The 26,164-nt window shown below is 59.7% G+C and carries 21 protein-coding genes; 16 read left to right on the forward strand and 5 right to left on the reverse strand.

The genetic code is table 11. The annotated features are described in order from the left end of the window. Window positions 1-116: 116 nt before the first annotated feature. Window positions 117-989, forward strand: coding sequence for a type III pantothenate kinase (locus C1719_RS07540; RefSeq protein WP_102374542.1), 873 nt, complete (start codon window positions 117-119; stop codon window positions 987-989). 118 nt (window positions 990-1,107) lie between these two features. Here the strand turns inward: C1719_RS07540 and C1719_RS16065 are convergent, their stop codons facing one another. Continuing rightward, window positions 1,108-1,911 carry a cysteine peptidase family C39 domain-containing protein gene (locus C1719_RS16065; protein WP_245874418.1) on the reverse strand — a complete coding sequence of 268 codons (804 nt, stop codon included), beginning with the start codon at window positions 1,909-1,911 and terminating at the stop codon, window positions 1,108-1,110. Window positions 1,912-2,176: 265 nt separating this feature from the next. Then, entirely contained in the window at window positions 2,177-3,214 is a 1,038-nt protein-coding gene (locus C1719_RS07550) for a helix-turn-helix domain-containing protein (protein ID WP_102374543.1), read from the reverse strand. 41 nt (window positions 3,215-3,255) lie between these two features. Here C1719_RS07550 and C1719_RS07555 point away from each other — a divergent pair, with 41 nt between their 5' ends. The 5 genes from C1719_RS07555 to C1719_RS07575 all read left to right on the forward strand — a co-directional run bounded on the left by C1719_RS07555 (window position 3,256) and on the right by C1719_RS07575 (window position 10,280). Then, window positions 3,256-4,038 carry an energy-coupling factor transporter transmembrane component T family protein gene (locus C1719_RS07555; RefSeq protein WP_102374544.1) on the forward strand — a complete coding sequence of 261 codons (783 nt, stop codon included), beginning with the start codon at window positions 3,256-3,258 and terminating at the stop codon, window positions 4,036-4,038. After that, complete coding sequence (locus C1719_RS07560) at window positions 4,035-5,621, forward strand: ABC transporter ATP-binding protein (protein ID WP_102374545.1); 1,587 nt, start codon at window positions 4,035-4,037, stop codon at window positions 5,619-5,621. Before C1719_RS07555 ends, C1719_RS07560 begins: the two co-directional genes overlap by 4 nt. 110 nt (window positions 5,622-5,731) lie before the next feature. Further along, complete coding sequence (locus tag C1719_RS07565; RefSeq protein ID WP_102374546.1) at window positions 5,732-6,373, forward strand: MptD family putative ECF transporter S component; 642 nt, start codon at window positions 5,732-5,734, stop codon at window positions 6,371-6,373. A gap of 375 nt (window positions 6,374-6,748) precedes the next feature. After that, complete coding sequence (locus tag C1719_RS07570) at window positions 6,749-8,557, forward strand: ABC transporter ATP-binding protein (protein ID WP_102375977.1); 1,809 nt, start codon at window positions 6,749-6,751, stop codon at window positions 8,555-8,557. After that, window positions 8,547-10,280: an ABC transporter ATP-binding protein gene (locus C1719_RS07575; RefSeq protein ID WP_102374547.1), complete on the forward strand. Its 1,734-nt coding sequence runs from the start codon at window positions 8,547-8,549 to the stop codon at window positions 10,278-10,280. The genes C1719_RS07570 and C1719_RS07575 overlap by 11 nt, the downstream gene beginning before the upstream one ends. Before the next feature lie 192 nt (window positions 10,281-10,472). Here C1719_RS07575 and C1719_RS07580 read toward each other — a convergent pair whose 3' ends face one another. Next, on the reverse strand, window positions 10,473-10,895 hold the full coding sequence (locus tag C1719_RS07580) for a flavodoxin (RefSeq protein WP_102374548.1): 423 nt from the start codon (window positions 10,893-10,895) through the stop codon (window positions 10,473-10,475). Then, on the reverse strand, window positions 10,892-11,545 hold the full coding sequence (locus C1719_RS07585; protein ID WP_102374549.1) for a DUF3793 family protein: 654 nt from the start codon (window positions 11,543-11,545) through the stop codon (window positions 10,892-10,894). Before C1719_RS07585 ends, C1719_RS07580 begins: the two co-directional genes overlap by 4 nt. Before the next feature lie 333 nt (window positions 11,546-11,878). Between C1719_RS07585 and C1719_RS07590 the strand changes: the two genes are divergently transcribed. Together C1719_RS07590 and C1719_RS07595 are read left to right on the forward strand one after the other, a co-directional pair. Continuing rightward, window positions 11,879-12,631, forward strand: coding sequence for an HD-GYP domain-containing protein (locus C1719_RS07590; protein ID WP_102374550.1), 753 nt, complete (start codon window positions 11,879-11,881; stop codon window positions 12,629-12,631). A 298-nt stretch (window positions 12,632-12,929) separates the two neighbouring features. Beyond that, window positions 12,930-14,342, forward strand: coding sequence for a uracil-xanthine permease family protein (locus C1719_RS07595; RefSeq protein ID WP_102374551.1), 1,413 nt, complete (start codon window positions 12,930-12,932; stop codon window positions 14,340-14,342). 431 nt (window positions 14,343-14,773) lie between these two features. Here the strand turns inward: C1719_RS07595 and C1719_RS07600 are convergent, their stop codons facing one another. Then, window positions 14,774-15,409: a hypothetical protein gene (locus C1719_RS07600; protein WP_146007868.1), complete on the reverse strand. Its 636-nt coding sequence runs from the start codon at window positions 15,407-15,409 to the stop codon at window positions 14,774-14,776. Between the two features lie 668 nt (window positions 15,410-16,077). Here C1719_RS07600 and C1719_RS07605 point away from each other — a divergent pair. From C1719_RS07605 to C1719_RS07640, 8 genes are all read left to right on the forward strand, one after another. Beyond that, the gene (locus tag C1719_RS07605) at window positions 16,078-16,299 is read left to right on the forward strand and encodes a hypothetical protein (RefSeq protein ID WP_102374553.1); all 222 of its coding nucleotides are present in this window, start codon (window positions 16,078-16,080) and stop codon (window positions 16,297-16,299) included. A 172-nt stretch (window positions 16,300-16,471) separates the two neighbouring features. Then, a complete protein-coding gene (locus tag C1719_RS07610; RefSeq protein ID WP_180963520.1) occupies window positions 16,472-17,131 on the forward strand; it encodes a TetR/AcrR family transcriptional regulator in 660 nt (219 codons plus the stop codon). A gap of 169 nt (window positions 17,132-17,300) precedes the next feature. Then, entirely contained in the window at window positions 17,301-19,076 is a 1,776-nt protein-coding gene (locus tag C1719_RS07615) for an ABC transporter ATP-binding protein (protein ID WP_102374555.1), read from the forward strand. Window positions 19,077-19,087: 11 nt separating this feature from the next. Further along, window positions 19,088-20,842 carry an ABC transporter ATP-binding protein gene (locus C1719_RS07620; protein ID WP_102374556.1) on the forward strand — a complete coding sequence of 585 codons (1,755 nt, stop codon included), beginning with the start codon at window positions 19,088-19,090 and terminating at the stop codon, window positions 20,840-20,842. 243 nt (window positions 20,843-21,085) lie between these two features. Next, a complete protein-coding gene (locus tag C1719_RS07625) occupies window positions 21,086-21,388 on the forward strand; it encodes a DUF6110 family protein (RefSeq protein ID WP_102374557.1) in 303 nt (100 codons plus the stop codon). Window positions 21,389-21,394: 6 nt separating this feature from the next. Continuing rightward, window positions 21,395-23,479 carry a heavy metal translocating P-type ATPase gene (locus C1719_RS07630; RefSeq protein ID WP_102374558.1) on the forward strand — a complete coding sequence of 695 codons (2,085 nt, stop codon included), beginning with the start codon at window positions 21,395-21,397 and terminating at the stop codon, window positions 23,477-23,479. 266 nt (window positions 23,480-23,745) lie between these two features. Further along, window positions 23,746-24,231, forward strand: coding sequence for a YbaN family protein (locus C1719_RS07635; protein ID WP_245874419.1), 486 nt, complete (start codon window positions 23,746-23,748; stop codon window positions 24,229-24,231). 119 nt (window positions 24,232-24,350) lie between these two features. Next, a partial coding sequence (locus C1719_RS07640; protein WP_146007928.1) for an ABC transporter ATP-binding protein/permease occupies window positions 24,351-26,164 on the forward strand: 1,814 nt, incomplete at its 3' end.

Consider the following 26,164-nt stretch of genomic DNA (forward strand, 5'->3'; position numbering starts at 1 on the left):
GTATATCCGCTTCCTTCGGAAGTCGGGTTACTGAACGGACTCGTACAGTATAATCGCCATACGCGATGATTGCACTTCATTTTGTACGATACGGCGGAAAGACGGGTGGTTGCGCAATGGCGGCGAATGCGAACAGGGATGCTGCGTTTGTTCTGGCGGTCGATGTCGGAAACACCGTGACGAGGTTCGGCTTGATCGCCCGCGGCGTGCTTGCTGCTTCATGGGAGTTTGCAACGCGCGAGCGCATGACTTCGGATGAAGCTCGACTGGAAATCGCGAATTTCCTCAATATGCTCGAGCGCGAAAGGACGCGCGCGCAGGCAAAGGGCGATGACGCTCGCCTGTTCGATAGCGTTTTTTCCGATGACGGCAGGTTCGTCGGAAACCCGACCGACGCCATTCTCTCGTCGGTTGTCCCTGACTTAACCGATATATGGGTAGGCGCGCTTGCTGTCGAATGCGGAAGAAAGCCGTTCGTCGTCGGGCCGGGTTTGAAGACCGGCTTGAAGATGCACTACAACGACCCATCCGAAGTCGGTTCCGATCGGGTTGCAACGTTGGTGGCGGCTCGCGAGGCTTACGGGTATCCGCTGATCGTCGTTGATTTGGGGACGACGACGAACTTCGATGTGCTTGACGGTGAGGGGGCCTTCGCGGGCGGGGTCATCGCGCCCGGCATCGCCCTTTCGGCCAAGGCGCTCGCGCAGGCAGCGGCGCGGCTGCCCGTTATCGAGATAAAGGTTCCGTCGTCGACGATCGGGAAAAGCACGCGCGAGGCCATGCAAGCCGGAGTGGTGCTTGGCGAGGTTGCCCGCATCGACGGGCTTGTCGATGCGATATGGGCCGAACTCGGGTGTTCGACGAAAGTTGTAGCGACCGGCGTGCAGGCGGGCATCGTAGCAGCTCTGTCTCAGCGGGTCGAGTGCGCGGACGAACCGCTGGTGTTGCGGGGGCTCGGCATGCTGTATGCGCTGAACAGCAAGCGCTGAATCCGCTTTGCCGCCGAGCGCCTGGCGGCAAGATAAGCCGCGCCGTCAGCGGACAAGGTGCTCGGGTGTCGTTTGCAAGGCGTGCCCGGCACCCGAGCGCTTTCGGCCCCTTTTACGATCAGGCTTGCGAGATGTGCTCGCAAAAATCTCCGTAGAGCGAATACGACGCTCCCGCGATGATTTCGGTACCATCCCAGGGGTCGAGCGCCACGAAGTTATCAAGGCTGAGCGCATCGAGGTTCGTCGCCCCTCGGTAGCCGATGAGGGTGATCCAATGTTCGTTCGACGTTCCCGTCACGTGGATGACGGTCGGTTTTCCTGCAGCGATCTGGTCGTAGGCTTCGCGCAGCAGCGCTTCGTTCGATCCGAGGGATCGAAACGACGAATTCCCGCCGCCCCATCCCGGCCAGGTGCACATGCCGCAGCCGTAGGCGGCGTGGTCGACGGCGACGCCCTGAACGATGGCATCGCCATAGGCGCAGGCGTAGCCGGGGCAGCAGATGGTGTGACCGCTTGAAACCTGATTGCCGACAGCGGCTATCAGGACGGGATCGTAGGCGAGCAGTTTGTCGGTCTTCTCGAGCTCTGCGACCCTCCGCGCCTCATCCTCTTCGGCAGCGAGCCGCTGCTCGTAGCGTTCCTTAAGCGCATCGAGCGGCGAGGTCTGCTCGATATCGAACGACGAAAAGGGAAGTGCGGCCGAAAGGGACTGTGCCGCTTCGTAGGCTTCGACCGGGTCGGGTTCGGGAATGATGATTTCGGACTCAACCGAGCTTTTCGATTCTGCCGATATGGCGAAAGGCGCAGGCGGGAGAGCATCCGAGTGATCCGATTCGGCGGCGAGCGCGAGCGTTGGGGGAAGGGAGCAAGCAGCAACCGCGGCAAGTGCGATGGCGGTTCTGCGGAAACGACGTTCCAGCAAGTGATTTCCTGCCTTTCTGGACCGGTGGTGGGTTGGTGGTGTGGTTCGGTCTCGAGAGCGGGCAGTATGCTATCGGATTGGAGGATGCCTGAACACACGTTGCTCCGATCCTGCAGGGAAGCGCCATAAGTGCTGCAAGAAACCTACATAACGGTTCGGCAACGGTTGGACGCGTGGGCGCACCGATCGGCTGGCAGTTCGTTTACCGCTGCGGGGTTGGGATTGCTTTCGCGTGCAAATGCCCGCGGGGCGCGCGAGACGGGATTCAGCGTGGTCCTTTGAGTCCGCGATAGGCTCGCGGGCTTATGCCGTAGCGTTCCTTGAAAGCCTCGGAGAAGCTTCCCTGGTGGTTGAATCCGAGCTGTCGAGATATCTGGGCAAGGGGAATGTCGGATGTCTCGAGCAGGCGGCGCGCTCGCTCCATGCGAATCGATCGGGCGTATTCTTGCGGCGTCGAGCCTTCGATTTGCTTGAAGAGTCGCGTAAGCTTGCTCGGGCTCATGCAGGCAAGACGGCAGAGCTCGCTTGTGGGCACATGGCGATCGATGTTGTCCTGTATGTGCATGCGTGCGCGGTTGAGCGCTCCGCGATCAGGGGGTCTGAGCGTGTTTCGCTGCCCTTGGGCCTGAATGAGGTTCCAGTCGACGAGAAGGGCGACGGCTTCGGTGATCTTTGCTTCATAGTAGGCGTTTGCCGTCACTGCCGAGGGGCGGGCCTGCCGTATCTCGTCGAAAACCTGGTTGAGCCCGAGTACGTCGCAGCTGCCGTCAAGCGAGGCGATGGCCCGCGAAAGGACGACGGGATCGCAGTGGCAGCGGATGCTCAAAAACTGCATCGCTTTGGGCAAAAGGACGATGCTTGTTACATCGAGCTGTTCGTTTTCCCTGGTCGATTGCATGTAAGGTTGCCCCTTCCATACGTATCCGAGCAGAGTGCGGTCGGCGGGATCTTCCTTGATGCCGAAGTAGGGCACCATGTTTCTGCCGTACGAGCCGAAGCAGAAGAAATCGGGCGTTTCGCATGAGAATTCAAGCGCCGTTTTGAACCGAAGGTTGTATACCGCAACGCCCATCAGGTCGTCGATCGCGTAGAACCAATACGTACCCGTGCCGTAATTCTCGTCGATTTCCCAGAGCCTGCCAACGCGGCCTCGCAGCGCGGGATCGACGGGAACGCCGTGCATGGCGGTCGCTTGCGGAACGAACAGCGAGTCGAAATATGACGGGGATCCGCCGCTCGGGAAGATCTGCTCGATTTCGGCGATAGCGTCAGGAATTTCATCTGAAACGTCACGTTCGTTCATCCTTCTGCTCTCCTTTCGGCCTATTCATTAAATTATTAGACATGGCTAACTTAGAGAATACATCAGAAGCGACGCTTGCATCAAGCGTTTGGGCGGCGGAATCAACAGAACCCGCACCGCGCGCGATGCGGCGCCTCGACCCGCGCGTTTCCCTGTACATACTGCTCATACTCAACGTGACTGCGTTCGCGCCGACGAACCTATGGCCCGAAGTGTGCGCGGCATGTCTTTGCGCCATCGTCATGATCTGGTGCGGAAGGCTTGCGGCGGCACTGCGGTGGCTTGTCGCTTATGCCGTGATCTTCTGCGGTGCACTCTTGATCGTGCAGTTCCCCAACGAGGCGACCGCGTCGTTCGCAGCCATGATCCTCACGTTTCGGCGCGTGTTCTGCGTTGGCATGTTCGCGTCGAACATGATCGCGACCACGCGGGTGGGGGAGATGGCATCGGCGCTGCAGCTCATTCATCTGCCGCGCGGCATGGTGACGGCGGTGAGCGTGGCGCTTCGGTTCTTTCCGACCATGGGCAAGGAGTTCGTGTCGGTAGCCGAGGCGATGCGCGTGCGCGGATACTCTCTCACGCCCGCATCGGTGCTGCGCCATCCCGCCTTGTTCGCCGAGAACCTCATGGTCCCGGTTATGAGCCGCTTGGCGATCGTTGCCGACGAGCTTTCGAACGCCGCTATCGTGCGGGGCATCGATTCTGACGCGAAGCGCACCTCATACTACGAGCTTAAGGTGTCGGGGGCCGATGTCGTGTTCCTCATCCTGTTTACGGCGGTATCGGCCTATGTCGTCCTTTTCAAATTCGGGGTGGTTGCATGACGGCGCCGTGCGAGAGAAGCGGCAGCGCGGTCGAGTTTTGCGATGTGAGCTTCTCCTACGAAGCCGAGCAAGGCGCTTCCGCCCTCGATCGGGTGTCGCTCGAGATTCCGTGGGGCCAGTGCCTGGTTTTGACGGGTCCCTCGGGCTGTGGGAAGACGACGATGACGCGGCTTGTCAACGGCCTCATTCCCGCTTCGTATCGCGGGATGCTCGACGGATCGGTTCGCATCGCGGGCATCCCTCTTCTCGATTGGGAGCAAGACGAGCTGTGCCGTACGGTCGGCTCGGTGTTCCAGAATCCGCGAAGCCAGTTCTTCAATCTCGACACGACGTCCGAGGTGGCGTTCGGTTGCGAAAACATCGGGATAACGCGCAACGAGATCAAGCGCCGCGTCGATGAGGCGTTTATGCTGCTCGGAATCGAGCAGCTCGAAGATCGCGACATCTTTGCCCTTTCGGGCGGACAGCGGCAGATGGTCGCGATCGCTTCGGCGTGTGCGATGGGGCCGGACATCTTCGTGTTCGACGAACCCACCGCCTCGCTCGACGTGATTTCGATGCGCAGACTCGCCCAGGTGATCGCACGGCTTAAGGCCCTCGGCAAAACGATCGTCGTCGCCGAGCATCGTCTCTGGTGGCTGTCCGATATTGCCGACAGGGTGGTCGTCGTCAGGGACGGCCGCATAGTCTACGACGATTCCGCCGATGGTTTCGCACGGATGAGCGGCGCTGAAAGCACTGCCCTCGGTCTGCGCTCGTGGGACGTCTCGCAAACGAAGCTGCGGTGCCGCCGGTTCCCCGACAAAGCAGACGGGTCCTCGCAAGCGCCTTCAGGCGAGCGCTTGGCGAAAGGCGCGAATCGGGTCCCGTCGGGCGAAGATGCGCTGTCGACCGACGATCTTCATGCCGTCTATCGGAGATCTGCCGAGGTGCTTTGCGGCGCAAGCGCCTCGTTTTCGCGGGGGAGCATCACGGCGCTCATCGGCAAGAACGGGGCGGGCAAGACAACGCTCGCACGGTGCATCGTGGGACTTCATCGCGAAAGCGGCGGAACGATCAGCTTCGAAGGCGAATGCCCGAAACGGCGGGATCGCCCGAAGCACGCGTTCCTCGTCATGCAGGAACCCGGCTACCAGCTTTTCAGCGACAGCGTTCGCGGCGAGCTTGGCGGGGCGCTTTCGCAGGGAGGCGCACGGGAGCCTGCTGCATCCGAAGCGGCGGTCGACGAGGCGCTGTCGCGTTTCGGGCTTGCACAGCAGGCGATGCGGCACCCCCTTTCGCTTTCGGGCGGCCAGCGGCAAAGGCTCGCGATCGCCGTCGGCATTTCACAGGGGGCCGCGGTGCTTGTGCTCGACGAGCCGACAAGCGGGCTTGATTTCGACAACATGCAGCGCGTGGCCGATGAGCTGCGGCGCGTCTGCGACGACGGAACGTGCGCCATCGTCATCACTCACGACTACGAATTCATCTGCTCGGCGTGCGATGCGGCTGCGGTCGTATGCGACGGACGGGTAGGCGAGACGCTTTCGGTGAGCGAGGAGAATGCGCTGCGCATCAGGGAAATTCTCGGGTTCGGCAGCTGAGCATGCGCGCCGAGCCGTACGGCCGCTCGCTTTGCCGTCGCGCCACGGTGGGCCGAGGCGGGCCGATTCGAATGCGATAGGTATCAACCTCTACGAAAGGAGCACAGATAATGGACGGTACAACTCGGATGCGGAACACAGGGAAAATGGTAGGAGGCGACGCCAAGGCTGGGAAGCTCGTCGGGAAGGACTACATAACGATAGCCATCTTCGGATTGCTGCTCTTCGTCGTGTTCTTCGCCTTTTCGATGATCCTCGGTATGAATGCGAACACGTTCTGGTTCACCCATGCGGTGGGGTCGCTCGTGGCGGGCATCGTATGGATGTATCTCGCCGCGAAGGTTCCCAAGCGCGGCGCGTTCGCAATCATGGCGGTGCTCATCGCGGTGGTTGCGCTGCTGCTCGGAATGGTGTGGACGGGTCCTGTCGGCATCGTGGTGGGCGGCATAGCGGCCGAGCTCATCGCGGGTGCGGGCGACAAGCGCACGGCCGTGCGCAGCATCGTCGCATTCTCGGTGTTCACGCTGTGCTTCTGGGTGGGCCAGCAAGCCATGGTGTTTATGGCGGGTCAGTCGTACGTCGCCATGGTGGTCGAGATGGGCATGAGCGCCGAGTACGGCCAGACGCTCGTCGATTTCCAATCGAGTCCGCTCATGCTCGTAGCCTTCGTTGGAACCGTTGCATGCCCGCTCATCGGCGGCTGGATCGGGTCGAAGCTGTTCAAGAAGCACTTCGCGAAAATCGCGGCGTAACCGAAGGCTTTAGAGCAACTCTAAGACCGCTATCGGCTGCAGCCTGCGGGTTGATTAATCGGCGCCGATTGCGAATCTCTTTTCGGTGCACCTGACATCTGTTTCGGCTTGAGCGTCACAACGAAGCGATATCGATCTGTGTTTTAGAAGAATCGCTATATTGTTTCCTTAGTCTAACAAAAGGGATCATGCCAAGCGGGCCGCGCCCGGTTCTCGGCCAGATGCGGTCCGCTGCGCATGCCCCATACAAGAAAGGAAGTTGTCATGTCCGAGGAGAGAGGCGAGGCGCAGACCCGTCCATCTCAAGCGGCAGGTGCACCCGACCGCGCAGGCGGCTCGGAAGAGCGCGGCGCGTCCAAGCAGAAAAACCCCATCATGCGCCTGCTTGATTTCGCCGGTAAGCACAAACGGCTGACGGTGCTTGGGTGCGTGCTCTCGGCGGTGAACGCCCTGCTGTCCATTGCGATGCTCGTGTGCGTGTGGTTCGTGGTGCGCGACCTTGTGGCAGTCGCTCCCGACTGGGCTGCCGCGCAGAATGCGCCGATGTACGGCGCCTGGGCGTTCGCATTCGCCATCATCGCGCTGGCTGTGTACTTCGCAGCGCTCATGTGCACGCATCTGGCGGCGTTTCGCACGGCACGCAATATGCGAAAGGCGGCGCTCGACCATCTGGCGAAAGTACCGCTCGGCTTCTACAGCACCCGATCCACCGGCGAGCTCAGACGCATCATCGAAGGATCGACGGGGCTGACCGAAGGCGTGCTTGCGCACCGGATCCCCGACTTTGTCGGGGCGCTCGTCACGCCGATCGCGTTTCTGGTCGTGATGTTCGTGTTCGACTGGGTCATGGGGCTGGTCTGCCTCATTCCCATCATCGTCTCGGCGTTCTGCATGTTCCTCATGATGGGAGGGGGCCTGGGAAGCAAAGACGGCGATGGCAACTCCAATGCCATGGCGTTCATGATGAACTACCAAAACGCGCTCGATCGTATGAACAAAGCCGCCGTCGAATACGTGCGCGGCATACCGGTCGTGAAGGTGTTCCAGCAGACCGTGCAGTCGTTCCGCGCATTCCAGGAGTCCATCATCGCGTACCGTGATTTCGCGACCGCATATGTGAAGCTCTGCAAAACTCCTCAGGTGGCGCAGCTCGTCGCCATCAACTCGACGTTTTTCGTGCTCGTTCCCGCAGGGATCCTGCTTGCCGCCTCGGCAGGTGATTTCGGGGCGTTTCTGACGAACTTCTTGTTCTACGTCATCTTCTCGGCGCTGACGACTACCATGATGAGCAAGATCATGTACGCATCTCAGGCGGTCACCGAAGCGCAGGATGCGGTCACGCGCATCGAGGGAATCCTCTCGGCGCCCCTCATGGAAGAGGTGTCAGCCGCAGAGGCGAAACGCCCGGCAGATGACTCGATCGAGTTCGACCAGGTGACATTCTGCTATCCCGGAAACGACGCATGCGCTCTTTCCGACGTCACCCTCAAGGTGCCTTCGGGCGCGACGGTGGCGCTTGTCGGCCCCTCGGGCGGCGGCAAGACCACGGCGGCCTCTCTCGTGCCGCGGTTCTGGGATGCCGATTCGGGCACGGTGCGTGTGGGCGGAGTCGATGTGCGCGACATTCCGCAAGCCGAGCTTATGGAACGGGTCGCGTTCGTGTTCCAAAACGACAGGCTCTTCAAGCAGAGCCTCGCCGATAATATACGCGCAGCTCGGCCGTTGGCTACCCGCGCTGAAGTCGAGGCGGCGGCACACGCCGCCCAGTGCGACGACATCATCGCGAAGTTCCCCGAGGGCCTCGACACGGTGGTGGGCACCAAGGGCACCTACCTCTCAGGCGGCGAGTGTCAGCGCATTGCGCTCGCCCGCGCGATCCTGAAGGACGCTCCCGTCGTCGTGCTCGACGAGGCGACCGCGTTCGCGGACCCTGAGAACGAAGCGCTCATCCAACGTGCGCTCGCAAAGCTCACCGAGGGCAAGACCGTGCTCATGATCGCCCACCGCCTTTCGACCGTGACGGGTGCGGATCGCATCTACGTCATAGACGGGGGGCGCCTGGTCGAAGAGGGATCCCATGCAGAGCTCGCAGCCGCAGGCGGCCTGTACGCGCGCATGTGGGCTGATTACCAAACCTCGGCCTCATGGCGCATCGAAGGAAAGGGGGCCGACCATGTTGCGTAGGGCTTTCGGCTTGACCGAGCAGGGTGCGAAGAATTTCAAGCTCGGCGTGTTCTGCTGCGCACTCGCCAATCTCGTGCTCATGGCTCCCATCGGGATCCTGTTCATGCTTGTCAACGAGTTCATGAACCATTTGACCACGGGTTCGCCCCTTCCCGAGCTTTTGCCGTACATGCTCGGTGCTGTCGCCATCCTCGTCGTGATCGCGCTTACGCAGTGGGCCGAATACGCCAACACGTATCACAAGGTGTACGACGAGAGCGCCCGCAAGCGCACCGACTTGGCAGAGCATCTGCGGCAGCTTCCGCTTTCGTTCTTCGGACGGCGCGATCTGTCAGACCTCACGAACACCATCATGAAAGATTGCGCCGATCAGGAGCGTCTGTTCATGCACATCATGCCCCAGCTGTTCGGAACGGGCATTTCGACGACCATCATCGTCGTCAGCATCTTCTTCTACGACTGGCGCCTTGCGCTTGCGGCGTTTTGGGTGGTGCCCGTAGCGCTGGTGATCATGGCGCTGTCGAGCAAGTACCAGCAGCGCAAGGCGAAGGTCATGGAAGACGCTCGACTCGTCATGTCCGATGGCGTTCAGGAATTCCTCGAGTGTGCGCAGGAGATTCGCGCGACCAACCGATCGCAGGATTTCCTCGATACGCTGACCGGCAAACTCGATGCGTTCGAGCGCTCTCAGATCGTGTCCGAGTTGACGACGGGCGCCTGCATCACTTCGGCACAGGCGTTTCTGAAGCTCGGCATCGGAACGACCGTCTTCGTCGGCGCGTCGCTCATCGTTTCGGGGCAGATCGATTTCATGGTGTACTTTGCGTTTCTTCTCGTGGTCACGCGCGTGTACGACCCTATCAACATCGTTCTCCAATCGATCGGCGAGCTGCTCACGATGCGGCTTTCCATCAAGCGCACGCAGGATATCGCAGCTGAGCCGGTTATGGCAGGTTCCTCCTCGTTCGATCCTGAGGGCCATGATCTGGTATTCGAGGACGTATCGTTCTCCTACAAGACGGGGGAGCGCGTGCTCGACGGCGTGAGCTTCTGCGCGAAAGAAGGCGAAGTGACCGCGCTCGTCGGCCCGTCAGGCTCGGGCAAGTCGACGGTTGCCAAGCTCGCCGCCCGGTTCTGGGATGTCGATTCGGGCAGCGTGCGCGTCGGCGGGGTCGACGTTTCGGGAGTCGATCCGGAAACGCTGCTCGCCGACTACGCGGAGGTGTTTCAAGACGTGGTCCTGTTCGACGACACTGTGATGGAGAACATCCGCCTCGGAAGGCGGGGCGCCACCGACGAGGAAGTGCTCGCGGCGGCGAGGTCGGCGATGTGCGACGAGTTCGTGAGCCGGATGCCGCAGGGCTACGAGACGCTCGTCGGCGAGAACGGCGCACGTCTGTCGGGAGGAGAGCGGCAACGCATCTCGATCGCCCGCGCGCTTCTCAAAGATGCCCCGATCGTGCTGCTCGACGAGGCGACCGCTTCGCTCGACGTCGAGAACGAGAGCCAGGTTCAGGCGGCCCTCTCGCGCCTTCTGTCCGATAAGACCGTGCTCGTGATCGCGCATCGCATGCGCACGGTTGCCAACGCCGACAAGATCGTCGTGCTGAAGGAAGGCCGCGTGTCCGAGCAGGGAGCACCCGAAGATCTCATGGCCGATCCCGACGGCGCGTACCGTCGCATGGTCGAGCTTCAGAGCACAAGTGCAAGTTGGGCGATTTAGAGGCTGAGAGAGCGGCCTCGACAGGAAAGCCCCCGACCGAGATGTTGTTCGGCCGGGGGCTTTGTCGTACGCGCGGTAGCTTGCTTGAGTTCGGTGCTTCCGGCGCAGCGCCGCTCCGGTGTCTCCGGCGCAGCGCCGAGCGCGCAGTAGCTCGCCCAGGAGGCGCCGGGGCGTCTCAAGCGGGCTGATCGCCTATTCGGCGAGCAGCGCTCCGAGGCGCATGCATTCTGCCGTAGCCTCGTCGTCGGGATAGTCTTTGGCGATGACCGAGTCGACAAGCTCGATGCCTGCGCCGACGGCGCGGTCTTCCCATGACTCCATCCATTCGCCGTCGTTCCAATCGTACGAGCCGAACAGCGCGACCGGCTTGCCCGCAAGCAACGGCTCCACTTCGTCGTACATGGGCAAAAACTCGGAGTCTTCGAGCTCTTCGTCGCCCATGGCAGGGCATCCGAATGCGAAGGATTCATAGGCATCGAGCTTACCGGGTCCGAAATCGGCAGCTTGGATCAAGTCGGCCTTGCCTCCTTTGCCCTGCACTCCTTCGGCGATGAGCTGCGCCATGGCTTCGGTGTTGCCCGTGCCGCTCCAATAGACGATTGCTACGCTTTTCATACTGCTAACTCCTTTTCTCGGACGGTTACCTGATTCAGATCGTCAAACGCGGTGAGGCTCTCGAGCGTCGCACCGTTGTCGAAGAGGCTTTGATAGAGGTTCGTGCAGCTCTTGTACCGGCAAAAGCATGCCTGTGCATCGCGGGCGTTCGCATACACCTTCCAGCATCCGCTGCAGAGGCAGTGCCTGCCTTCGTTTTCGATGAATCCGACGACGTCGTCAAACGGATACCCGAGAAAGAACCCTATCTCATGGGGGAACTCGCAGGTTCCCAAAAGCCTGCTTTCGAGATCGGTTCCGCATATGCGGTGGTGGAGCCGCTCTATGCAGCTCGCGAGGTTGTCGGGATCGTAGCCTGCCTTCCTGAGGTACGAAGCGATGTCGGCTTGCTGGATGTTTGCGGTCAGGGTGGTCGGGCGATAAACGAACAGAAGCGCCCCCGAGTCGCGCCGCGCGAGAATCTCGAGCCGCACCCCATGCGGTTCGAGCCGTTCGCGGCACGTGTTCAGCAACCCTGAATCGCATTCTTTTTGCGCCGTCTTTGCGGGGATGGTGAAAAGATTCGCGGGCTTGAGGCCTGCGAGCGTAGGCGTGCAATGGCGTACTATCTTTCGTTCGAGCGAACGCAAAGGCGTCAGCGGTTCTTCCATAGCGCTCCTTCGGTCTTATGCGATTACGATGCCGGCGCGCCAACGCGCACGGGCCTTTGATTGCGGGCCATCCTGGTTGACCGCAATCTGCTCTCAAGTGATCGTAACCTACTTTGCGGCAGGAAAGTAAACTATGGCTAACATATAGCGAATAGAGGATGGCCCTGTCAAGAGGTAGCGGGATATGCGGAAGAAAACACATGCCATCCGAAAACCTTTGCGTGCTGCCCTTCATTTGCGACGCCTTTGTCGACTTCGTTGCTCTGATTCCTCATCTGTGCTATAAAGTTAGCTAAATCTAACAATGGTGAAGAATCGATAGGCAGAAGAACTATGAAAGGGTACCGGCCGATTGGCGACGAGATCGCATGCGATAGCGCGTATGAAATCGAGGCATGCGGCACATGTGCGACGAAGCGGGCATCGCTTGTTCTGCATGATTTGATCCAGAGCATCGTTTCGGCGCTCGAAGCGCGCGACCCCCATACGGCAGAGCATTCTCTGCGGGTCGGGGATATGGTGGAGCGAACCTGCGAGCTCATGGGTCTTTCGGCGGAGGAAACCGCCACCATCCATATGGCTGCCCACGTGCATGACATCGGCAAGATAGGCATCCCCGATAACGTGCTCATCAGGAATGCGAGGCTCACTCCAACAGAGCGCGACGTGTTGAAAAACCACCCGAAGATCGGCTACGACATCCTTTCCGGCTGCGAGAGTCTCAAGGGGGTCGCAGAAATCGTGCTCTTCCACCATGAGCGATGGGACGGCACGGGCTACCCCGAGGGGCTTTCGGGCGAGAGCATCCCGCTCGGTGCCCGCATTATCGCGGTGTGCGACTCGATCGACGCCATGCTCGGCAAGCGCGTTTACCGAAAAGCGATGACCGAGCGCGATTGCATCCAAGAGATATTCCTCAACAGCGGATCGATGTACGATCCCGATATCGCCTGGTTCGTACTCAAGCACTGGAGCCCGATCGTCGGTCCCGTCGAGTTCAAAGACAGGATCGATTCCGAGCCAGGGTCGTATCACGAGCTGTGCTGCAGCGTCCCTGTGCCGAAGTCGATCGCGCTCATAGCGTAAAGAGATTTGCTGCGCTGCGTATAAAAGCTCACGGCTCGCTTGCGGCGCGCGACTGCGCTGTGCATAGAAGCGCACGGCGCGCTTGGGTGCGCGACTGCGCCGTTTCCATCTTGCCCCGAAGATTTTGATGGCTTTCGTCCGTCCGAAGCGCAGATCGCGCTGCTCGTCGGCTTGCTTGAACGTTTTTGGGCAATGCCGCATCGTCGGCTTTCTCTTTGTGGCACAATTTGAAAGATTGAGTTCGGCGCGGGGAGCTGGATGCCTGCCGCCGGCATTTCGCAAGAGAAGGGGATGAAACGTGAGCGAAAACAAGATGACGCCCACCATGGGGGCAAAAGACAGCCCGGATGCAGTATACGATGCGCGTACGCTCGGTGCGCCGAAAATGGCACTGTTCGGTTTGCAGCACATGTTTGCCATGTTCGGCGCGACGATCCTCGTGCCAACGCTGACGGGGCTCTCCGTTTCGGCGACGCTTCTGTTCGCCGGCGTGGGAACGCTTTTGTTCCACCTGCTGGCCAAGGGCAAGGTTCCCGCGTTCTTGGGCTCTTCGTTCGCCTTCATTGCGGGCTATGCCGCAATAGCGCCGAACGGCGAAGCCGATCTCTTGCCCTACGCCTGCCTTGGCGTTGCCTGCGCGGGCCTTTTGTACCTTGTGCTTTCGGCCCTGTTCCGGATATTCGGCCCCGCTCGCGTCATGCGGTTCTTCCCGCCCGTCGTGACCGGACCGATCGTCATTGCAATCGGCCTTATCCTTGCGAGTTCGGCCATCGGCAACGCATCGACCAATTGGCCGATCGCCATCGTGGCAATCGCCATCATCGTGGTGTGCAACATCTGGGGTCGCGGGATGATCAAGATCATCCCTATCCTGCTCGGCGTGATCGGCGCGTACGTGGTCGCTGCAGTTGCGGGTGTCGTTGACTTCACGCCGGTTGCCGAAGCTGCGTGGATCGGCGCTCCGTTCCAATGGAGCGATACGGTGTTCTCCATCTTCGGTGCCGATTTCAACGCGGGACTTGCCATAACGGCCATCATCACCATCATGCCGCTCGCGTTTGCCACCATGATCGAGCACATCGGCGATGTTTCGGCCATCAGCTCGACGGTCAACCGCAACTATATCGCAGAGCCCGGTTTGCACCGCACGCTGCTCGGCGACGGTCTTGCGACTATTCTGGCATCGCTTTTCGGTGCTCCCGCAAACACCACGTACGGCGAAAACACCGGCGTGCTTGCGCTGACGCGCGTGTTCGATCCGCGCGTCATTCGCATTGCCGCCATCTTTGCGATCGTCTTCTCGTTTTGCCCGAAGTTTGCGGCGGTCATTTCGGTTATGCCCGCCTGCGTGATCGGTGGCGTATCGCTGGTTCTGTACGGCATGATCTCGGCTGTGGGCATCCGCAACCTCGTCGAGAACCACGTCGATTTCATGAAGAGCCGCAACGTCATCATCACTGCTCTGATTCTCGTGCTCTCGCTCGGCATCGCTTACAGCACGGCGGGTGCCCTCGTCGTGCCGATAGGGGATATCACCATCTCGCTTTCGGGTCTGGCCGTCGGGTCGATCGTGGGGATTCTGCTCAACATGGTATTACCTGGGCACGATGATATCCCAGGCGAAGAGCCTCAAGCTCTTTCGGAATACGACGAGCTGGATCACTTGCCGCTCGAGGGATCCTATGAGGCGTTGGCGAACGTCAAGAGGTAGGATCGGCGCATTTCGCTGCGAGGCTTCGCTTGACGCCTTGCAGCGCACCGCCTCAAGTTGATGAGTGCTGCGATTCCGCTGTGCGCCGGTGCGAGAGCCGGTCGGGCTACGGCGTGGGTGAGAGACGCATTGTGTGGGATCGGCCCGCCGCCGATCTTGCCGTTCGATGAAGTTTGCGGCCGGCGCTTGGAGGCGTTTTTCGGGTAAACGGTGTTCATTTGCAGCCCAAGGCGAGTTTTGGCAGTGATTTCTCAGATTGGTATGAAGTTAAGCAGTTCTGAACTGGTAAAACGCTGCTTTCCCTTTGCTGATGGTCATGACCTATGGGCAAATCACTGCCAAAACTCGCCTTGGGCTGCATTTCCGAAGGCTTTTGCATAAAAACCTTCGGATGCATGCCGTTTCGGACCGCAGGAAGTCGGCGGCAGGCCTTATCGGTGAGGCTTGTTGGATAGAATGGTCGCTCTGAGCTCTAATTCTTTTTCATGCCATTGCTTCTTTGTCGGCTGCCGTCTCATTCCAAGCAGCTTTTCAAGCGTGTGGACGACGATGTTGAACTCGTTTATGTTTTGAATCTGTCGATGGGTTACGGTTACGACTTCGATACCCAAGCTCATGAGCGCAGCGCGTCTGGTTGCATCGTCGGAGATGTTTTCAGGCCCCGTGTGCCTTTCGTTGCTGTCGTATTCGACGGCGACGCCCGCTTCGGGCCAGAACATGTCGCATCGGAAGCTAGATTTTCCCGTTGCCTTGCGAATCGCACTCGTCGTTTTGAGCCTGTAATTGAGCTCGGGCCTGCGCAGGCCCCGCCCGCCGATTCTCAAGGGAAAGCTTATCAGCTCGAATAAGATCGACTCCATGGGCGACTCCGATCCGTCGACGATGTAGCGCAGCGCGCGCGTGGCGTCGGCCGATCCGTGGACGCCGCTGGCTTTGCCGACGAACGAGCTGAGGGCGGTGGAGGAGGTAAGCGGGGGAACTTGGTATGTCGTCGGCCTGTTTCCGACGGGCAATCGGTACATTCCGCACAGCTCGAGCCCTACGAGGACTGCCTGTGCGAAGTGCATGTGTCTTGCAGCCCAAATGATGCATGGCTCAGGGCGGCTTACGAAAACGTCGTCGGCAATTTGTGCGAACGAGCCGCGCGGCAATTTTTCCGGCCATATATGGCATCGCAAACGATCGCTTCTGCATCGCGTTTCCGCATCGGGAACGTACAGGTGAACAGGATCCGAAAGGAAGGGGAGATGCTTTTCGCGCAACTCCTCGATCCGGCTCGGAAGCGGTTTGTGCCAGCATGCTGCATTTCGCCGGGGTGTCGTCGGGCGTTCGGAGACGACGAAGCTGCGCCGGTTGCAGGCGCGCCAGAACTCGAGAGCCGATATGTCGCACAATATGAGGGGCATGGGGGAAGGATAGCACGGAACCCGTGCGGGAAGGGGTATAAAATATATTATTTGAACAGGTACGATGTTCAGAATGTGTAAGGTTTTTTGACAAAATCCGTAAGGTTTCGAACTGACGGTACAGGGATATGCGTGCAGACGCCTGCGCTATTTTGCAGATGCGAGCCTTTTTTCGCTTGCGCCGAATACAGAAGCGCTGCGGGCGAACGGCAGGTTGCAGCTAAACGTGGAAGCGCTGTGAATCATCGAACGTATACCTTGCTTTATAGTTAGCTAAAGCTAACTTATGATATCATGTTCCCGGTAATAGCTGACGAAAGGCGGTTTCCATGGTGGTGGGCGTTCGCAAGTCGCTCGAAGAGGGTCGCACGTATTCCTATGCCGATCTATCGGATCGATTTGGATTGCGTGGGGCAGAATTCGAACGGATTCTCGACTATCTGGTTGAGCGGGGATGCTTGAAGCCCCAGGTGTTCGAACGCAGGCACCAAGATGGAAAAGAGCTTCTGCACTGCGTTTCGCGCGAGCATCATCTGCGATGGGAGGCATGAGGGGCTGTAGAAATCCGCGTTGCCCTTCGCTCGGCCTTTGAGGATCGCAGGATTTGCGGTCTGAGGCGGTGACCTTCTTTTGAAGCCGTTGCGCTCTCTGCGGTTGCTCGGGATCCGAATTCGCTCATTTGCGGTATCATGGCTCAGGCGGATGAGTTCGGATTGGAGGAGCATGCAGCGAAAAGGCCCATCGACGGGAAATCGCGACAACGCGCGCGACCGCATCACGGCTTGTGCGGTTCGCGAGTTCATGGAAAAGGGCTTCACTGGTGCATCCCTTAGAGCGATTGCCTCTTCTGCCGACGTGACCACAGGGGCGATATACGGGTATTTCCCCAGCAAGGAAGCTCTTTTCGATGCTATTGTGGGACCGGCCGGAGACGAGCTTTTCAACCGCTACGTTGCGGCTCAGGAGAATTTCTACGATCTGCCGCTTGAAAGCCAGACGTTCGACGGAATGCAAGCATACGAGCGGGGGCTTGTGCATGAAATGCTCGATTTCGTATACGATCACCGTGACGAATTCCTGCTCATCTTCGCTAAATCGACGGGTACTGCTTGGGAAAACTACATCGAGCGCTTCATCGATGTCGAAGAAGAAAGCACCCATCGCTATACGCGCGTCATGCGAGAGCAGGGGATTGCGATCTCCGATTTGTCGCAGACGACTTCGCGCATCCTTTCGAGCATGTTCTTCCGCGGGTACTTCGAACCGCTTCTTGTCGACATGCCGCGCGAAGAGGCGCATGAGTTCATCGCTGATTACGAGCGATTCTTCCATGCCGGTTATCTTGTGCTCATGGATCCCGACTTCCGCCCCTTAACCCAATAAGCCCACACGGACGCCCTGTTGCAATAATGCGGTGGAATACGAGTTGAAGCTCTGCGCAAGCGAGCAGATCCCGAGTGTCCTTTATGTCCTTAAAAAAGTTAGCCAATCCTAATATAACAGTGTTATACTGCGAATTGTAACCAGAGGATAACTTTTGAAAGGATTGCGTATGGATGCTGAAAATGCGACCTGCGCGGGAGACGCTGAAAAGCAGCAGAAGCCGAACCCCGTTGCGCTCTTGCTTTCGTGGTCAGAAGAGAAGAAGAGTTGGTACGTCGCTTCGGTTCTGCTTGCCGTGATCGGCGTGGCGGGAAGCATCGTGCCGTACTTTGCGGTCGGGCAGATGATCTCGGGAGTGCTTGCCCAAACGAAGGACTTCTCGTTCTACCTCGGATGGTGCGCGGTTGCGGGGGTGGGCTACCTGCTCTACATCGTCTGCCACCACGCTTCGACAACCATCTCGCACAAGGCGACGTTCGCGACCATTTCCAAGGTGCGCCGGCGCCTCGCTGGCAAGCTGACGCGCGTGCCGATGGGATACGTCCTCGATACGCCGTCGGGCAAGATCAAGAACATCATGGTGGAGAAAGTCGACAGCATCGAGACCACCCTCGCGCACGTCGTGCCCGAGATGACCTCGAACCTGCTCGTGCCCGTTGCCGTGATCGTGTTCATGTTCACGCTCGATTGGCGCATGGCGCTCGTGGGCCTTATCACGCTGCCCATCGGCTTCATCTGCTATATGGGCATGATGCGCGATTACGAATCGTGGTACGAGAAGACCGTGAGGGCGGGCGAAGAGATGAGCTCCGCTTCGGTCGAGTATGTGGGCGGCATCGAGGTCATCAAAGCGTTCGGGCAGTCGGCAAGTTCGTACGAGAAGTTCTCGAATGCGGTCACCCGATACGCCCGCTCGTTCATCGACTGGATGCATCACTGTCAGATATTCCAAGACGGGGGCTTGGCCATTTGGCCCGCAACGCTCGCGACTGTGCTGCCGGTAGGCTGTTTCTTCGTTATGGAAGGCACGCTCGATCCGGCTACGTTCGTCATGATGGCGGTGCTCTCACTTGCAATCTTCCCGCCGCTGTACGCAGCGATGAACTTCATCGACTCGCTTGCGCAGATCGGAACCGTTGTCGAGCAGATCACCGACATCCTCGACGTACCCGAGCAGCGCCGCGCCGAGACCTCCGCGAACTTGAGCGGAATGCGGATCGAGCTTTCCGATGTGCGCTTCTCCTACGGGCGCGAAGAGGTCGTCCACGGCATCGATCTTGCCATCGAACCCGCGACGGTCACCGCGCTCGTCGGTCCGAGCGGCTCGGGCAAGTCGACGCTGGCGCGGCTCATCGCCGGGTTCTGGGATGCGACGAGCGGTACGGTGCGCATCGGCGGCGCAACCGTGAACGACATGACGGCCGACCAGCTGATGGATCTCGTCTCGTTCGTCGAGCAGGACAACTACCTGTTCGACGACACGGTGATGGAGAACATCCGCATGGGGCACCCCGGCGCCTCCGACGAGGCGGTCATCGAGGTCGCCAAGCAAAGCGGGTGCTACGAGTTCATCATGGGCCTTGAGAACGGCTTCGACACGGTGGTCGGCGGCTCGGGCGGGCACCTTTCGGGCGGCGAGCGGCAGCGCATCGCGATCGCCCGCGCCATGCTTAAAGACGCGCCGATCGTCATCCTCGACGAGGCGACCGCCTACACCGATCCGGAAAACGAGGCGGTCATCGAAGCGGCGGTCGGCAAGCTTGTAGCCGACAAGACGCTCATCGTGATCGCGCACCGGCTCTCGACGGTCACCGATGCCGATAAGATCGTCGTGGTGTCGAACGGCGGCATTGAAGCGGAAGGTACGCACGGCGAGCTTTTGGAGACGTGCCCGCTCTACGCCCAGATGTACGAAGCCCATATCGACGCAAAAGACGCCGCGTAAAGGAGTATGAGATGTTTGCAACGTTTAAAAAATACTTCGCCTTCGGCGGCAGTTACGCGAAATACCTCAAGCGCGGCATGGCGTTTTCGATTCTGAATTCGTTTTTCGAAGCATGGCAGATGATGGCCTTCGCCGTCGTGCTGTTCGCCCTTGCCGACAACGCCGTGACGGATGCAACCATGTGGACGGCGCTTGCCATCATGCTCGCGAGCATCGTCGGGTGCTTCGTGACAGCCCACTTCAAGAGCGAGAACTTCTGCAAGGGGAACTTCTCGATGACCGGCGAGAAGCGCACCCAGATAGGCGATCGCATGCGCTACCTGCCCATGGGCTATTTCAACGAGAACAGCCTCGGCACCATCGCGGGCACGATGACCAACACCCTCGACGACGTGCAGAACGCCGGCGGCATGGTGTACACCAACGTGATTTCGGGCTTCGTGTTCTCGGGCTTCATGGCGATCATGCTTCTGATCTTCGACTGGCGGATCGGGCTGGTGATCGTCGTGACGATAGCCCTGTTCCTCGGCATCAACGCGCTCATGCAGCGCGCTTCGGAGAAGGTTACCGGCAAGCGCGTGGCCGCTCAGAGCGCCATCGTGGGCGCCGTGCTCGAGTACGTGCAGGGCATCGGCGTCGTGCGTGCGTTTTCGCTCGCGGGGGAAGCCGAGCAGAAGCTCAGCGGCGCGATCGACGAATGCGAGCGCATGAACGTCGCACTCGAGCTGAAGTTCATCAAGTACGCGATCATGCAGACGCTGCTCACCAAGGCATCGAGCGTGGTCATGTGCCTCGTCTCGGTATGGTGCTGGATCTCGGGCACCATGGAAGCGGGCGTGTGCCTCGTGATGATCGTCGCCTCGTTCATGGTATACGGAAAGATCGAGATGTCGGGCGTGTTCGCCTCGCTTCTGCGCATGATCGACATGAGCATGGACAAGGCGAACGCGATGATCGCCACGCCCGTCATGGACGAAGGCGCCCGCAAGACGACGCCTGAAAACCTCGACATCGTGGTTGACGACGTGACCTTCAGCTACGCAGACCGCACGGTCATCGATCACGTGTCGCTTTCGATACCTGCGAAGACGACCTGCGCGATCGTCGGGCCGAGCGGATCAGGAAAAACGACGATCACGCAGCTCATCGCACGGTTCTGGGATGTTGATTCCGGGTCGATCACGCTCGGCGGCACCGACATCCGCGATTTCGAGGTGGACGCTTTGCTTTCGAACTTCTCGATGGTGTTCCAGGGCGTGTACCTGTTCGACGATACGATCGAGAACAACATCAAGTTCGGTCGCCCGAATGCGACGCATGAAGGGGTGGTGGACGCGGCGCGGCGCGCGTGCTGCCACGAGTTCATCGAAAGCCTTCCCGAGGGGTATGCAACCCGCATCGGCGAGGGGGGAGCGACGCTCTCGGGAGGCGAGCGCCAGCGCATCTCGATCGCGCGCGCCATCCTCAAAGACGCGCCGATCATCATCCTCGACGAGGCGACGGCGAACGTCGATCCGGAAAACGAGCGGGATCTGCAGCGCGCGGTGGCCGAGCTGACGTGCGAGAAGACCGTCATCATGATCGCGCATCGCCTGAAGACCGTGCGCAACGCCGATCAGATCATCGTGCTCGATCAGGGCCGCATCGTGCAGCGCGGCACCCATGACGCGCTGATGGCCGAACGCGGCATCTACGCCGACTTCGTCGGAATGCGCGAGCGCACGATCGGCTGGAAGCTTGCGGGGCGGATGGCTGGCAGCTGGTAGGGCGTCGCGTCCTCAAGCTATCTTCTTTTGTATCCGGTGTACAAAGTCATGATCGCGCAGACGACCCCCGCCCAAGCCCAGAAACGATGTTGTTTCATGATTCGCTCCCATCAAAGTTGCCGATGGCTATCAAGTTAACCATCGTTGACTAATTCCTCGACGGGTATTATCGTATAAATTGTTAGATCAATGCAACTTTTTGCATCGATTGTCCATTCAAGTCAGAGATTGAAAGGTGGTTTTATGGATTCGAAAGCAAGGGGCGGTCTGTTGGTTGGAGCGGGTTTTCTTCTGGGAACGGTGGGCGTCAAGGCGTTGACGAGTAGTACGGCAAAGAAGGCCTACGTCCAGGGCGTTGCGAAGGGCATTCAGGCGAAGAGCTGCTACGAGAGCATTGTTGAGCAGGCAAAGGCTCAGGTTGACGATATCGTGGCCGAGGCTCGCTACATCAGCGTCGCCCCTGCGGACGAAACCGAACCTGTGGAAGCGCAGGCGGTTGCCGAAACCGAAAAAAAGGCGCAAGCTAAAACCTCCGCGAAGAAGTAACGTGCCATGCGTTATGCGATAGAGCACGAAATACCCGGACGCATGCGCGTTCGGCTCGACGGCTGCATTCCCGATAGGGATATCGAGCCCCTTACGCGGGTTGTCGCAAAGTGCGATGCGGTTCGCGAGGCGACGCTGTACCCTCGTATCGGTGGGCTGGCCGTCGAGTACGCCGGCGAATGCGGACGGGACAGGGTGCTCGACTATCTTTCGTCGATTGACGAAGGCGATGTTGAACAGGCGCGCGGCGATTACGATCTGGCGATTGTTCCTCAGGCGCATTCTCTTCTGATGGACATCGCCGTGCTCGTTGGCTCGTACTTTGCGCGCAGGTGGTTTCTGCCTCGGCCGATTGCAGCCATCGTCGCCGTATGGCGCTATCGCGCGTTTCTTTTCGCGGCGCTCCGATCGCTGGGTCGATCGCGCCTCGATGTTCCCGTCCTTGATGCCGCCGCTATAGGGATGTCCTTTGCGAAACGGGATCCGAGAACGGCGAGCCAGACGATGTTTCTGCTTGACCTCGGCGAAACGCTCGAAGAGTATACGCGCGCGCGATCGGAATGCGAGCTGATCTATTCTTTGCTCGATATGCCCGAAAGCGCACAGCTTGTGAGGGGCGATCAGGAAATTACCGTTCCTGCTTCCGATCTGCGCGAAGGCGATATCGTTGCCGTTAGGACCGGCATGCCCATCAGCATCGATGGCGTTGTCGAGCGCGGGATCGCCATGGTGAACCAGGCCACCCTGACGGGCGAGCCGCTTGCGGTCGAGCGGGCGAGTGGAGACGATGTGTTCGCGGGAACCGCCGTTGAAGACGGAGAAATATTCATTCGGGTAAAAGCGAATACCGGGGATACGAAGCTTCGCTCCATCGTATCGCTCGTCGAGCAATCGGAGGCGTGCAAATCGGAAAGCCAATCGCGTATGGAGGCGCTTGCCGATAGGATAGTCCCCTGGAACTTCCTGCTTGCGGGCGCAGTTGCGGTTGCAACGCGGAGCTTGGCTAAAACGTCGGCTGCTCTCATGGTCGACTATTCATGCGCGCTCAAGCTGACCGGCTCGATTGCAGTGCTCTCGGCTATGAGCCAAAGTGCGAAAGCGGGCATTACGGTCAAGGGATCCAGACATTTCGAGACCATGGCCGCCGCCGATACGATCGTGTTCGACAAAACGGGTACGTTGACCGAGGCGTTGCCTAAAGTATCCTGCGTGCTCGCACTCGATGGATGGAGCCGTCGCGAGGTTCTGCGGTTCGCTGCTTGCCTTGAAGAGCATTTTCCTCATCCCGTAGCTCGTGCGGTTGTGCGCGCTGCCGCGGAAAAGAACCTCAAGCACCGCGAACGGCACGCCGCCGTCGAATACATCGTCGCGCACGGCATCGCGTCATCGCTTGAGGGAAAACGCGTCGTCATCGGTTCGGAGCATTTCGTCGTGGAAGACGAGGGCGTACCCATCAGCGAAGAGCAGAAAGAGAAGATCGCGGCGGAAACCGAGGGTCTCTCGCCGCTCTATCTCGCCGTCGACGGCGAGCTTATCGGCGTGCTGGGAATCGAGGATCCGCTGAAAGACGGGGTGGCGGAGGCGATAGACAAGCTGCGCGGTCTCGGATTGAAACGCGTGGTGATGCTGACCGGCGATAACGAGCGGACCGCGGCACGGATCGCACAGGATGCGGGTGTTACCGAGTTTTATGCCAACATGCTTCCCGCTGACAAGCACGCGTTTGTCGAGCGGCTGCGCGCAGAGGGCCGCACGGTGGCTATGGTCGGAGACGGCGTCAACGATTCACCGGCGCTTTCGTGCGCCGACGTCGGCATTGCGATGGGTCAGGGCACCGCCATCGCCAAGGAGGTGGCGGACGTGACGCTTTCGGGTGGATCTCTCGAATCCCTTGTGGAGCTTCGGAAGCTGAGCTCTGCGCTCATGGCGCGTATGGATGGATCGTACAAGGGGGTCATGGCGGTGAACAGCGCGCTTCTTGCGGCGGGGATCGGGGGAATCTTGCAGCCCCAGATCTCATCGCTTCTGCATAACGCGACGACCGTGGCGCTGAGCGCGCGCAACGGGTCGGCGTACCGGCTCCGGCAGTAGCGTTCGGCACCCCTCGCTGCGGCCTGCCGAAGCCGACGGGCCGCAGCTTTCGGTTCCGTGTCGGCTTTGCGCTTGCGCGCCTCGTGCGTTATGTCGCCTGGGTTCTGCTGATCCTGCTCCTCTTGCCATCGGCGTCTTTCCATATGGTTCGAAGCTTAAATTAGACGCGGTTTACATTCTGCGTGTTTTTCGGTACTATGCTCCTATAAGTTAACTTTAGCAAACATCGGTGTTGGAGATAGCTGTTTGCAGGAGGGCGGAGCCTTATGAGCGAATTCGGATTGGCCGGGGACGCGGGCGGTAAGGGCGTGGCGATTGAAATGGCTGCTCGTGAAGCAGCGCAGGCGCCGAGTATTCGGAAGGCGAAAGAGCGCAAGGGCGCCGTCAAGGCTCTCTGGGCTGCGGGCGGGTTCGTGAGCTTCGGGCTGGGCGTCATCGGGGCCGTGCTGCCGATCATTCCGACAACTCCCTTCTTGCTTGCGGCTGCGTTTTTCTTTGCACGGAGTTCGGATAGGCTCGACGCTTGGTTCAAGTCGACCAAGCTCTACAAGCGAGTGCTCGAGGGCTATGCGACGAAGCGTTCCATGACCGTCAAGGCAAAGCTTGCCATCCTCGTTCCCGTGACGGTTCTGCTTTCGGTCGGCTTTGCTCTGATGGCGAACGTGCCTATCGGACGCATCGTTTTGGCGATCGTCTGGATCGGGCATATCGCGTACTTCGGTTTCGTTGTGAAAACGGATAGGTCGAAGTAGGGTTTTCCGTGTGCAGCGCACATGTTCTCGGCAGTCTCTCGGTGAAAAGTTGGTCTAATCTAACCGTGTTGTGTTAGGCTTGGGTAACTACTGAATTTCGATTGCAGAGACGAGGCTTCATGTTCGATAAGCGGCTTTTGGCCATGGTGCCGACGGCCATGCGCTACATTCTAGCCAACGTGCTGTTCCAATGGATTTCACTCATCGCCAATATTGCGATGATGGTTGCCATCGGGTTGTTTTTGTACGATTCCCTGATGGGTGCGGCTTCGGGGGTTTCGTTCACGCAGGTGCTTCTTGTTGCTGCGGCGGCTATTGCCGTTCGGGCGTTGTGCACGGTGCTGGCGCAATCGATGAGCTTCAAGGCGGCCGCTCTTGCGAAGAAGACGATGCGGCAGGCAGTCTACGACAAGCTCACGCGCCTCGGGCCGGCCTATGCGGAAAAGATCCCTACAAGCGAAGCCGTGCAGATGAGCGTCGAGGGAGTCGAGCAGCTCGAGGTGTATTTCGGGTCGTATCTGCCGCAGTTGTTCTATGCCGTTGTCGCTCCTGTGACCTTGTTCTGCTTTCTTGCGCCCTGGAGCTTGCCCGCGGCTCTCGTGCTGTTCGTCTGCGTGCCTCTTATCCCGGTATCCATCATGGCCATCCAGCGCATTGCGAAGCGTGTCGTGCGAGCCTATTGGGGCAAATACTCCGATCTGGGCGGGACGTTTTTAGAGAATCTGCAGGGTCTTACGACGCTCAAGATCTACCGGGCCGATGCGGCGCGCCATAAGCTCATGAACGAGGAGGCCGAGGGTTTCAGGCGGGCCACTATGAAGCTGCTGTCGATGCAGCTCAACTCCATCAACGTTATGGACTTGCTCGCCTACGGCGGTGCCGCGATCGGCATCATCGTCGTCTTGTTTCAGTTCGGGGGCGGTGCCGCCTCCCTGACGGCTGCATTCGTCATCGTGTTTCTTTCCGCAGAGTTCTTCATTCCCATGCGCACGCTCGGATCGTTTTTCCATACCGCGATGAACGGCATCGCGGCTGCCGAGAAGATGTTCGACCTGCTTGACGCTCCCGAACCCGAGCGCGGAACCGAACGCATCGATCCGGCGAACTGTTCGATCGCATGCAAGGATCTCTCGTATTCCTATGACGGGGTTCGCACCGTGCTCTCCGACGCCGATTTCATTGCTGAGCAAAACCGGTTCACCGCTATCGTAGGAGAGAGCGGTTCGGGCAAGTCGACGCTCGCGGGAATCCTATCGGGACGCAATGCGGCGTACGGCGGTACGGTTTCGATCGGGGGAATCGATGCGAGGAGCGTTTCGCGCGAGTCGCTTATGCGCTCGCTGGTGACCGTATCGTTTTCGAGCTACCTGTTCAAAGGCAGCGTTCGATCGAATCTGCTCATGGGCGATCCTCAGGCGAGCGACGGCGAACTGTGGGAAGCGCTCGACCGATGCCGCCTGGGCGATTTCGTGCGTGCCGAGGGCGGATTGGACATGCCGCTTGCCGAGCAGGCCGCCAATCTTTCAGGTGGGCAGCGTCAGCGCCTTGCGCTGGCCCGCGCGTTGCTTCACGATGCGGATATATACATATTCGACGAGGCGACTTCCAACATCGACGCCGAAAGCGAAGCGGCCCTTATCGAGGCGATCGACGAACTCGCGCAATCGAAGACCGTCATCATGATCTCGCATCGCCTGGCGGCAATCGCAAACGCCGATTGCATTTACGCGATGGAAGACGGCCGCATCGTCGAGTCGGGCACCCACGGCGAGCTCCTGGCGAACGATTCGGTCTATGCCCGCCTGTGGAATCAGCAGGCGAAGCTCGAAGCGTACGCCGCCCGCGAGCGGGCGGCTTGCACAGGCGGGCAAACGGCCGCTGCCGGTGGGCCCTCTCCCGCGGGCGAGGGGGGGGCTGTCTCCTATACACCTCT

The organism is Raoultibacter massiliensis, assembly GCF_900199545.1.
Classification (GTDB): Bacteria; Actinomycetota; Coriobacteriia; order Coriobacteriales; family Eggerthellaceae; genus Raoultibacter; species Raoultibacter massiliensis.